Origin of the sequence: Massilia sp. ZL223 (assembly GCF_018119395.1) — a bacterium.
Lineage (GTDB): Bacteria > Pseudomonadota > Gammaproteobacteria > Burkholderiales > Burkholderiaceae_D > Telluria.
The window spans coordinates 34,830-46,281 of record NZ_JAGPWD010000044.1; the positions used below are offsets into that span (position 1 = coordinate 34,830).

At 67.1% G+C, this 11,452-nt stretch carries 7 protein-coding genes and 1 pseudogene; 4 read left to right on the forward strand and 4 right to left on the reverse strand.

Going from position 1 to position 11,452, the window contains the following annotated elements; translation table 11 throughout:
- Nucleotides 1-58: 58 nt before the first annotated feature.
- Nucleotides 59-2,380 carry a molybdopterin cofactor-binding domain-containing protein gene (locus KBW95_RS21415; RefSeq protein WP_211529299.1) on the reverse strand — a complete coding sequence of 774 codons (2,322 nt, stop codon included), beginning with the start codon at nucleotides 2,378-2,380 and terminating at the stop codon, nucleotides 59-61.
- Nucleotides 2,337-5,507, reverse strand: coding sequence for an EAL domain-containing protein (locus KBW95_RS21420; protein ID WP_211529300.1), 3,171 nt, complete (start codon nucleotides 5,505-5,507; stop codon nucleotides 2,337-2,339). The genes KBW95_RS21415 and KBW95_RS21420 overlap by 44 nt, the downstream gene beginning before the upstream one ends.
- A 205-nt stretch (nucleotides 5,508-5,712) precedes the next feature.
- Between KBW95_RS21420 and KBW95_RS21425 the strand changes: the two genes are divergently transcribed.
- Nucleotides 5,713-6,225: a DUF1993 family protein gene (locus KBW95_RS21425; protein ID WP_211529301.1), complete on the forward strand. Its 513-nt coding sequence runs from the start codon at nucleotides 5,713-5,715 to the stop codon at nucleotides 6,223-6,225.
- A 4-nt stretch (nucleotides 6,226-6,229) separates the two neighbouring features.
- On the opposite strand, the gene KBW95_RS21430 is transcribed toward KBW95_RS21425, so the two are convergent.
- Nucleotides 6,230-6,442, reverse strand: coding sequence for a DUF1289 domain-containing protein (locus KBW95_RS21430; protein ID WP_211525426.1), 213 nt, complete (start codon nucleotides 6,440-6,442; stop codon nucleotides 6,230-6,232).
- Nucleotides 6,423-6,992, reverse strand: a complete 570-nt coding sequence (locus KBW95_RS21435; RefSeq protein ID WP_211525427.1) for a DUF1415 domain-containing protein — start codon at nucleotides 6,990-6,992, stop codon at nucleotides 6,423-6,425. The genes KBW95_RS21430 and KBW95_RS21435 overlap by 20 nt, the downstream gene beginning before the upstream one ends.
- Nucleotides 6,993-7,361: 369 nt before the next feature.
- Here KBW95_RS21435 and KBW95_RS21440 point away from each other — a divergent pair, with 369 nt between their 5' ends.
- The 3 genes and pseudogenes from KBW95_RS21440 to KBW95_RS21450 form a co-directional block, all read left to right on the forward strand.
- Complete coding sequence (locus KBW95_RS21440; RefSeq protein WP_229429933.1) at nucleotides 7,362-8,705, forward strand: transglycosylase SLT domain-containing protein; 1,344 nt, start codon at nucleotides 7,362-7,364, stop codon at nucleotides 8,703-8,705.
- A 371-nt stretch (nucleotides 8,706-9,076) separates the two neighbouring features.
- On the forward strand, nucleotides 9,077-10,732 hold the full coding sequence (locus KBW95_RS21445; RefSeq protein WP_211529302.1) for a DEAD/DEAH box helicase: 1,656 nt from the start codon (nucleotides 9,077-9,079) through the stop codon (nucleotides 10,730-10,732).
- A 103-nt stretch (nucleotides 10,733-10,835) separates the two neighbouring features.
- A pseudogene (locus KBW95_RS21450) lies at nucleotides 10,836-11,452 on the forward strand (TIGR04348 family glycosyltransferase); the annotation flags it as partial.

Below are 11,452 nucleotides of genomic sequence, written 5' to 3' on the forward strand. Positions count from 1 at the left end.
TCCAGGCTCGATGACCTAGCTGCCAACTATCACCGCGTGGACGGCAGAGCCGTCCACCCTACGCCAGCCGTAGCGGCAAACTTCTCAGCCGCTGCCCCGTCAGCTTGAACAGCGCCGCCGCCACGGCCGGCGCCACCGGCGGCACGGCCGGTTCGCCCACGCCTTCCGGATGCGCCGCGCTCGGCATGATGATGGTCTCGACATGCGGCGCCCGGTCCATCCGGACCACCGGGTAATCGCCGAAGTTCGACTGCTGCACGCGCCCGTCGCGCAGGGTGATTTCGCCGCCCAGCGCCGCCGACAGCCCGAACACCACCGCCGATTCCACCTGCTGGGCCACGATGTTCGGGTTGACCACGATCCCGCAGTCGATCGCGCACACCACGCGGTGCACGCGGATATCCTTGCCCTCGACCGACACCTCGGCCACCTGGGCCACCGTGGTGCCGAAAGAGCGGTGCAGCGCCACGCCATGCGCGCGGCCTGGCGCCGGCTCGCCGGCCTGCTTCACCGCCGCGTCCAGCACCGCGAGCGCGGCGGGTTGACCCGCCAGCAGCGCGCGCCGGTAAGCCACGCTGTCCTGGCGGGCTTCATGCGCCAGCTCCTCCAGGAAGCTCTCCTTGAAGAAGGCGTTGTGCGAATGCCCGACCGAGCGCCAGTAGCCGATCGGCACCGCGCTGTCGACGGTCACGTGCTCCACGCGCAGGTTCTCGATCGCATACTGCTGGTCGAATTCCCCCTCGGCCGTGGTCTTGTCCGGCCCCACGGCGGGCAAGCCCAGGTTGCGCGGGAAGTACTGGTGGCCGATGGCAGCGCTGGCCGATTTGTTGTTCCAGGCGACGATGTTCCCTTCGGCGTCGAGGTGGGCGCGGAAGCGCGCCAGCGCCGCCGGCCGATAGACGTCGTGGGTGGTGTCGTCCTCGCGGGTCCAGATCAGCTGCACCGGCTGGCCGCGCACGGCCGGGGCGGCGGCCACCGCCACCGCCTGGGCCACCATGTCCACTTCCAGGCGCCGGCCGAAGCCGCCGCCCAGCAGCATGACCTCGATTTGGACCTGCTCGCGCCCCACGCCGGCCACGCGCGCGGCCACGTCGACCGCGATGCTCGGCACCTGGGTCGAGGCCCACAGCCTGACCTTGCCGTCCGCCACCTGGGCGGTGCAGTTGATCGGCTCCATCGTGGCGTGCGCCAGGTAAGGCGCGCGGTACTCGGCATCGATGCGCCGGGCGGTCTTCACCTCCTGGGCGCCGCTGTCGTGGTACACGTAGCCGCTCTCCTCGTCGAGGGCGCGCGCCAGCTGCTCGAACACGCCCTCGCTCGACAACGCGGCATGCTCGCCCTCGTGCCAGTTCACCGTCAGCGCATTCACCGCCTGGCGCGCCTGCCACCAGTTGGACGCCACCACGGCCACGCCGGCGCCAGCGCCGGTGCGCTCGCCCAGCGCCGACGAGAAATCGGTCACCGCGATCACGCCGGGCATGCCCTTGATCTGCGCGGCATCGAAACCGCCCACCTTGCCGCCCACCACGGGCGACATCTTGAGCGCCGCGTACACCATCCCGGGCGGGCGCGCGTCGATGCCGAAGCGCGCGCTTCCATCGGTCTTGATGCGGCTGTCCACGCGCGGCACCGGCTTGCCGATCAGGCGGAAGGCGCCCGGCTCCTTCAGGCGCACGTCTTCCGGATCGACCTCGGCGCCCAGCTCGGCCGCCCGCGCGGCAAGCGAGCCATAGCCGGCGCGGCGGCCGTCCGCATGGATCACGAAACCGTCTTCGGTGCGGCAGTCGGCCAGGTCCGCCTTCCATTGTGCGGCGGCGGCGCGCAGCAGCATGGCGCGCGCCACGGCGCCCGCTTCGCGCATCGGCGTCCAGGCGTCGCGCACGCTGCTTGATCCGCCGGTGAACATGATGCCCAGCTCGCGCCCGACCTTGGCCAGCAGCCAGTTCGCGCCCTGGCTAACGCCGCCCTCGTCGTCCGGATGGAAAGGCAGGTTCTCGCGCATCACGGCGACGTTGGCGAAGATCTTGTCGATCGGGGCCCTGGCCACGCGCACGGCGGCCAGCGGCACATCGAGCTCCTCGGCCAGCAGCATCGGCAGCGCGGTGTGCACGCCCTGCCCCATTTCGCTGCGCGGCACCACCACCGACACCGTGCCGTCCGGCGCGATCGCGACCCAGCCGTTGAGCGCCACCGCGCCATCGGTCACCGGCAGCGGATCGGCCGTGTGCAGGCGCTGGCGCGGGGGCTGCACGCCCCAGCCGACCAGCAGCGCGCCGGTCGCCAGCACGCCGCCGATCAAAAAGCGCCGGCGGCCGCGCCGCGCGGGTAAGGCCGGGTCAGTCTGCGGCGCCGGAGGCGGCACCAACTTCAAATTCCTCATTGCGATCGTGTCCCCATCGTGCCAGCACCTCGTGCGCGGGTACCGGCTTGCTGTACAGGTAGCCCTGCGCCCGGTTGCAGCCGTGGCGCAGGAGGAAGGCGGCCTGCTCCTCGCGCTCCACGCCTTCGGCGATTACGGACAGGTTCAGGCTCTTGCCGAGCTGAATGATAGCAATTGCGATGGCTTCGTCGTTGGCGTCGGTCGAAATATCCTTGATGAATGAACGGTCGATCTTGAGCGTCTGCACCGGCATCTGCTTCAGGTAGGCCAGCGAAGAATAGCCGGTGCCGAAGTCGTCGATCGCCAGCCCCACGCCGACCGCATGCAGGTCGTTGATGAACTGGAGCGCGTCGCCGGTGTTCATGATCACCGACTCGGTCACTTCGAGCTGCAGGCGGGCGGCCTCCAGGCCGGTGTCGGCAAGCACGCCGGCCACGATGCCGGCCATGCCGCCGCGCTCGAACTGGCGCACCGACAGGTTGACCGCCATCTTGGGCACGCGCAGGCCTTTCGCATCCCAGGCCACCATCTGGCGGCAGGCTTCGGCCAGCACCCACTGCCCAAGGTGGGCGATGAAGCCGGTGTCCTCGGCCAGCGGGATGAAGCGGTCCGGGGTCACCAGGCCCAGTTCCGGGCTTTGCCAGCGCACCAGGGCCTCGACGCCGATCAGGCGGCCGCTGTCGATTTCCACCTGCGGCTGGTAAGTCAGGAAGATCTCGTTCTTGTCCACCGCGCGGCGCAGCAGGGCTTCCAGGCGCAGGCGCTCGACGCCCTCGCCGCTCATGGTCGGCGCGTAGAAGGCATAGCCGTTGCGCCCGCGCGCCTTGGCCTGGTACATGGCGACGTCGGCGTTACGGATCAGCATATTCAGGTCGGCGGCGTCCTGAGGGAACAGGCTGATGCCGACGCTGCCGGTGACGAACAGCTCGTAGCCCGAGACCGTGAACGAACGCTCGAACATGCGCATCAGCTTTTCCGCCACCTTGGCCGCGCCCAGCGCGCCGTCCACGCCTTCCAGCAGCACCAGGAACTCGTCGCCGCCCAGGCGCGCCAGGGTGTCGCCTTCGCGCAGGCAGCCGGCCAGCTGGCTCGCCACCTGCTTGAGCAGTTCGTCGCCCACATGGTGGCCGAGCGTGTCGTTGACGTTCTTGAAGCGGTCCAGGTCGATGAACAGCACCGCCAGCTGCTCGCCGTCGCGCGACGCGCGGGCCATGGCGTGCTGCAGGCGGTCGTGCACCAGCAGGCGGTTGGGCAGCGCGGTCAGCGGGTCGTGGTGGGCCAGGTGGTCGAGCTTTTCCTGCGATTCCTTGACCTTGGTGATATCGCTGAACACGCATACATAATGGGTCACCGCATCGTGGTCGTCGCGCACCGCGGACACCGTGAGCCATTCCAGGTAGACCTCGCCGTTCTTGCGCGTATCCCACAGTTCGCCGCGCCAGAAACCGGTCTCGGCCAGGTCGCGCCAAAGGTCGCGGCAGAACTGCTCGTCCCTGCAGGCGCCATGGGTCAGGTTCGAATGCCGCCCCAGGGCTTCCGCTTCGGTATACCCCGTAATCTGGGTAAAGGCGGGGTTGGTGGCGGCGATCCTGCCATCCACGTCGAGCACCATGACGCCGTCCGCGATGTGTTCCAGCACGGTGGCGGACAGGCGCAGCTTTTCCTCGGCCTGCTTGCGCTCGGTGATGTCGGCGAACACCCAGATGCTGCCCTCGTCCGGGCGCGCCGGATCGAGCGCGCAGCCGCTCACCAGGCACCAGAAGGTGCTGCCGTCGCGGCGCTGGAACTGGCGCTCCTCGCCATGGTCCGCGCCCTGGCGCATGGCTTCGTGGTGTTCGCTCAGGGCGCGCGCATAATCAGCCTCCCCGGCGAACAGCAGCGCCGTCGAACCGCCGGCCAGCTCGCCGTCGCCGTAGCCGAACAGCTCTTCGCAGCGGCGGTTGGCCGACACGATGCGGCGCTGGCGCACGAACAGCACGCCGAACATCACATTGTCCAGGATCGCGCCCTGCTCGGTCAGCAGGGCCTCGATGCGCATCTCGTTGTGCTTGCGCTCGCTGATATCGGAAATGATCCCGTCCACGCGGAACGCCTCGCCGTCCGGCCGCCCGAAAGGCTGGCCGTTTTCCAGCACCCAGCGCTCGATGCCGCCGGCATCGAGGATACGGTATTCGATCTCGTAGGCGCGGCCGGCGAGCACCGCATCCTTGACCAGCTGGCGGTGCATGCGCCGGTCCTCGGGATGGATGATGTCTTCCCAGTTGTCGGTGGTGGCCAGCATGAAGCGCTCGGCCGGATAGCCCGAAATGGCTTCGATGGCGTCGCTGACGAAATCGATCGGTCCGCCCGGACGCACGCGGAAAACCGCGCCCGGCACCTGGGTGACGATGGTGCGGAACTGTTCTTCGCGGCGGCCGATGTCGGCGAACAGGTCGCGGATCGCCATGCGCATGCGCTCCATCTGGTTGCCCAGGCGCCCCAGTTCGTCGCCGGCCGACAGCGCCAGCGGGGTCTCGAAGTCGCCGCGCGCGAGGCGGTCGGAAAACCCGGTCAGGGTGCGCAGCGGCGACAGCAGGCGGCGCTTGAGCAGCAGCGCGATCAGGAGCAGCGACACGCCCACCTGCAGCGCCAGCACCAGCGCGTAGTTGCGCTGCTTGGCGCTCAGCTCCTGCTGGCTGCGGTAATCGTCCATCTCGATGGCCACGCGGCCGATCTGCTGGCCGCGCACCACGATGCCGCGCTCGGCGCGGTAGAGGCGTCCGAGCGGATCGCCCTGGGCGTGCACGTCGATGAAGTCGGCGTCGGACAGGCCGCGCACCTCGACCCGCACCACCGCCGGGTCGCGCATGAAGGAATCGGCCAGCGAGCGCGCCGCCTCGACGTTCATGTCCCACAGCGATTCCTGCATGCCGAGGGCCAGCACCTCGGCCTTGCGCTCCACGGCTTCGTTGAGGGAGGCGATGGTCTCCTCGCGCTCCTTCACGCCGAGCAGCAGATAGCCGCCCACCGCGGCCGGCACCGCCAGGCTGGCGAACACCACCAGCAGCAGCGCCCCATACAGGGAACGGCCGTACAGCCGCATCAGGCGGGACGGCAAGGCGCGGAGATCGATGCGGGACTTGGACATGAGCGGGACATGGAACGTGGCGGCGCCGAAGAGCCGGGCGCCCGACGGACGCAGCGGTATTGCACTTGCAATGCCATTGTCAGATTATGCACAGAAGCTTGCCATGCGTCACTAAATATGCAGACGGCATGCACCTGCGGCCGCGCTGGTGTCTGCGCCGCGCGACAGGAATTGCTATGATTGAATTCTTTTCAAGGAGAGACGCATGAGCATGACCATGTATACGGCCACCGTGCCGGTGTTCCGCCAGATCCTCGGCGCTCTGGCCGATGTGCTGGAAAAGGCGGAACGGCACGCGCAGGACAACAAGATCGAGCCCGCCGCCCTGCTGCAGGCGCGCCTGTTCCCGGACATGTTCCCGCTGGTGCGCCAGGTGCAGATCGCCGCCGACTTTGCCAAGGGCACCACCGCGCGCCTGGCCGGGGTCGAGGTGCCGCGCTACGACGACAACGAACAGAGCTTCTCCGAACTGCAGCAGCGCATCACCAAGACCCTGGGCTTCGTCGACAGCGTGGCGCAGGCGGAAGTCGACGCGGGCGCCCAGCGCGCCATCACCCACGGCGCCGGCGAACGGGCGCGCCACTTCCCGAGCGGCGAAGCCTATGTGACCCGCTTCGCGCTGCCGAACTTCTTCTTCCACGTGACGACCGCCTACGCGATCCTGCGCCATAACGGGGTGCCGATCGGTAAAAAAGACTTTATCGGCGAGTACGAGTAATCAATCAGGTGTTGCGGCGCGGGTAGCCCTGGGACAGGATCCGCACCCACACCCTTTCCTTGTCCTCGGCGCTCATCGCGACCCAGTTCGCCACTTCGGCGACCGTGCGGCCGCAGCCGCGGCAGACTTCGTCGAAGGTGGTCGAGCAGACCGCCACGCAGGGCGTATCCGGACGCGCGGGCGCTCCGCCCGCCTGGTCAGCGCGCGGGGCCGACATCGAGCTTGTCCCAGCCTTCATGGCCGAGCTGTTCCATGGTGTCGATATTCTTCTCGAAGATCTCGGCGGCGTCCGGGAAGGCTTCCACGGCGCGCGCGATGCTGTCCTCGCGCAGCAGGTGCAGGATCGGATACGGCGCGCGGTTGGTGTAGTTCGCGATGTCGTTCACGTCGGTGTCGGCGAACTGGTACTGCGGGTGGAAGCTTGCCACCTGCAGCTCGCCCTCGAGCTGCATGTCCTCGACGGCGGCGTCGGCCACGTCCAGGAATTCGTTGTAATCCTCGAAATCGTTCAGCACGAAGGGATGGATCAGCAGGGTCGTGTCGACCTGCTCCGGATCGGTGTCCGACAGGTGCTGCAGCTCGTCCATCAGGGTCTCGAGCAGCGCCTCCGGGGTGGTGGCGTTCGAGACGACATAGCGCACCTGCTCCTTGACGTAGACCGATTTGGCGAAGGGGCACAGGTTCAGGCCGATGACGGCCCGCTCCAGCCAGCGGCGAGTCGCGGCGATGACGGCGTCATCGTCCACATTCAGGTTGGGGGTACTCATGATGGAATCTCGATAAGAAAAAGCATTCTGCGAAGACCGGATTGTACGCACTCTTTGCGCGGCCTCATAGGTTGACAGGCTGGCAAGGCTAAGGTTCCAACAAGGCTCAGGCCGGTGCACCGCTCCACCACCCAAGGGAAACATACCCCGCCGGGTATCCGGAAAATGCCGGCGTCCCAGCCCTTAATTAGCGGCAAAAAGTGTGATACTCCCGGCATCTTCAGTTTTCATGATGCCAACTTGCAAAAATGACTTGAGTAAAGTTTTTTGTAACCGAGGCCGATTATTTCTTGACTGGCTCAGCGCTTCATTCGTACACTGGCCCCTTGAACCATGTGATTAGTTCCTGAACGCAACACTGGACTCGCTATGCACGACACGACCCGCTCCACCCTCGCGCTGGCCGCGCTGGGCCTCCTGGCCGCAGCACCGCTGACCCACGCGATGGACACGCCGTCCGCTCCCGCCTCGCTGGCGGCAGCCGCCGCAAACGCCCGTCCGGCTCTGCCGCAGGCACTGGCCCCCGCCAAGACCGACTTCAAGGCCGACGAGTACCGCGAAACCGACCTGTGGGCGCGCATCCGCAGCGGCTACGCGATTCCGGACGTCGACAACACCCTGGTCAACCGCCACGCCCAGTGGTACAGCAGCCGCCCGGACTACCTGGCGCGCATCTCCGGCCGCGCCTCGCTCTACCTGTACCACGTGGTGCAGGAACTGGAAAAGCGCGGCATGCCGACCGAGCTGGCCCTGCTGCCGGTAATCGAATCCGCCTTCAATCCGCAGGCCCTGTCGACCGCCAACGCAGTCGGCATCTGGCAGTTCATGCCGGGCACCGGCAAGGACTACGACCTCAAGCAGAACATGTTCAAGGACGAGCGCCGCGGCGTGGTCGCCTCGACCGATGCGGCCCTGACCTACCTGCAGCGCCTGTACACCATGTTCGGCGACTGGCACCTGGCCCTGGCGGCGTATAACTGGGGCGAAGGCAATGTTCAGCGCGCCATCAAGAAGAACCAGGCGCTGGGCAAGCCGACCGATTTCGAAAGCCTGGCCGAGCTGATGCCGGCCGAGACCCGCAACTACGTGCCCAAGCTGCAGGCGGTGAAGAACATCGTCGCCGCCCCGAACCAGTTCAACGTGACCCTGCCGGCGATCGAGAACCAGCCCTACTTCACCGCGATCGACAAGACCAGCGACATCGACCTGGCCGTCGCCGCCCAGCTGGCCGAGATGTCGGTCGACGAATTCAAGGCCCTGAACCCGCAGTTCAAGAAGCCGGTCATCACCGGCGGCGAAAAGACCAAGATCCTGCTGCCGAAGGAAAACGCGGAGAAGTTCCACGTCAACCTGGCCTCGTTCGGCAAGGCGCTGTCGTCCTGGACCACCCACAAGATCACCAGCGCCAAGGAAAGCATCGCATCGCTGGCCTCGAAGTTCGGCACCACGCCGGAAGTGATCCGCCAGGCCAACAACATCCCGGACCGCACCCGCCTCAAGGCCGGCTCGACCATCCTGGTGCCGAAGACCTCGGCCATGGCCCACACCGACATCGCCGAGAACATCATCGACAACGCCGTGGTCGCTTTCGAGGCCGAGCGCAGCGCCGTCAAGCGCGCCAAGGCCGGCAAGGCCCAGCGCTTCAAGGCCAAGGCCGGCGTCTCCAGCACCAAGAAGTCGCGCAACACCAGCTCGACCCGCAAGCGCCGCTGATCCGGCAGCGCTTTCCAGTCGTTTCCGCAAGGCACAAGGTGCACACGGCTATGCCGTGTGCGTGCACGCTTTGCGAAACTCCTGTATAGTACGGTTTGTGCGCTGCAAAAATCCGCGACCATCGTCGCCGGCGACAGCCCACAGCAGCAGCACTTTTAGCAGCTACGCAAACCCAGGCGGCTCTTTCGAGCGCCTCCCATAAAGCCCTCCCGCCCTGCGTGTCGTTGTCAGACACCGTCCCGGCGCAAAGCTTTTGTGCCGAAATTTCTTTCATTCTGAGTCATTTCGTTTGTCGGTTCGCGTTGCTATTTTGCGTTCGCAGTGTTTGTGCCGCGAATGCGCATGAATTATCCGAAAGAGTAAAGAATACAATGAGTTTTGAAGCACTAGGCTTACACGCGTCCCTCGTCAAGGCAGTTACCGCTGCCGGCTATACCGCTCCGACCCCGGTGCAGGAGCAGGCGATCCCTGCCGGCATCGCTGGCCGCGACATGCTCGTCTCTTCGCAGACCGGCTCGGGCAAGACCGCGGCATTCATGCTGCCGGCCCTGCACCAGCTGGCCGGCATCGAGTCCGCCCCGATGAGCCGCACTCCTGCGCAAGAAGCGCAGTCGGCCCGAGCGCGCGGCGAGCGCGTCCGTTTTAAACCGGCCCAGCCGAAGATGCTGGTCCTGACCCCGACCCGCGAGCTGGCCCTGCAGGTCACCAACGCGACCGAGCAATACACCACCGACATGCGCCGCATCCGCGCCGTGTCGATCCTGGGCGGCATGCCGTATCCGAAGCAGATGCAGCTGTTGTCCAAGAATCCTGAGATCCTGGTCGCGACCCCAGGCCGCCTGATCGACCACATGGAGTCGGGCAAGATCGACTTCTCGGAACTGAAGATCCTGGTGCTGGACGAAGCCGACCGCATGCTGGACATGGGCTTCATCGAAGACATCGAGAAGATCGTCGAAGCCACCCCGTCGACCCGCCAGACCATGCTGTTCTCGGCGACCCTGGACGGCGTGGTGGGCAACATGGCGCGCCGCATCACCAACGATCCGCTGGTGATCCAGATCGCCAGCGCCACCAAGCGCCACGAGAACATCGTGCAGAAGGTGCACTTCGTCGACGACCTGTCGCACAAGAACCGCCTGCTCGACCACCTGCTGCGCGACGAGACGCTGGACCAGGCCGTGGTGTTCACCGCGACCAAGCGCGACGCCGACATGATCGCCGACCGCCTGAACATCGGCGGCTTCGCTGCCGCCGCCCTGCACGGCGACATGCACCAGGGCGCGCGCAACCGCACCCTGGACAGCCTGCGCCGCGGCAGCATCAAGGTGCTGGTGGCGACCGACGTCGCCGCTCGCGGCATCGACGTGCCTAACATCACCCACGTGGTGAACTACGACCTGCCGAAGTTCCCCGAGGACTACGTGCACCGTATCGGCCGTACCGGCCGCGCCGGCCGCAACGGCATCGCGATCTCGCTGGTGAACCACGCCGAAAGCATGAACGTGCGCCGCATCGAGCGTTTCACCAAGCAGCCGATCCCGGTCGACGTGGTGGAAGGCTTCGAGCCGAAGCGCGCCACCCCGACCGCCCGTCCGGGCTGGAAGCCGGGCGACGGCCGCAACGGCAAGCCGGGCCAGCGCAGCTTCGGCAAGCCTTCGGGTCCGCGCCAGGGCGGCTACGAGCGTCCGCAGTACGACCGCGCGCCGCGTGAAGGCCAGGCCGAGCGTCCGCAGTACGACCGCGCTCCGCGCACCGGCGGCTACGAGCGTCCGCAGTACGAAAGCCGCTACGCCGACCGTGGTCCGCGTGAAGGCCAGGGCGAGCGTCCGCAGTACGCGGAACGCGCTCCGCGCGAAGGCGCGCCGCGCTACGGCGACCAGCGCCGCCCGGCCGGCGCTGCCGCCCCTGCTCCGCGTGAGGGCAACCGCTTCGGCGGCCAGCGCGACGGCCAGCGCCGCGAAGGCGGCTACAAGGGCTCGCACCCGCGCTCGATGGACGGCTCGCGTCGTTCGTTTGGTGAATAAGCTGGGCTGAAAAGCCTGTAGTGAAGAACGGCTGCCTGCGGGTGGCCGTTTTTTATTTCTGGCTGCTCTTATAAACTTGGGTTCCGACACGGAGACACGAGCATTGAGAAAGCGCATCCTCATCGTCAGCCCCGCCCTGGCGCGGGCAAACAACGGCAATTGGCAAACGGCCAGCCGCTGGGCGCGTTTCTTGCGCAGTGTCCATGAAGTCGAGGTGACCGACACCTGGCAACCTGGCGATCCCGCCCCCGACCTGCTGATCGCGTTGCACGCCCGCCGCTCTGCTGCGGCATTGGCGGCGTTCACCGACAAGCACCCGGACAAGCCCGCGCTCCTGGTCCTGACCGGCACCGACGTGTACCGCGACATCCACGAGTCGCAGGAGGCCCAGGCCTCGCTGCAGCGCGCCACCGCACTGGTCGTCCTGCAAGACGACGCCGTCAACCAGCTCCCCGCCGCGCTGCGCACCCGGACCCACGTCATCTACCAGTCGGCGCCAGCCCTGCGTCCCTGGCACCCGCCGGCACGACGCCGCTATATCGACGTGTGCATGATCGGCCACCTGCGCGACGAAAAAGACCCGCTGACCTTCATCCGCGCCGCCGGGCACCTCAGCCACCCGGCGGCGCGCCTGCTGCACATCGGCGGCGCACTCGACCCGGCGCTGGGCGAGGCGGCAATGCAGCCTCGCCCGCGCTACCGCTGGCTCGGCCCCCTGCC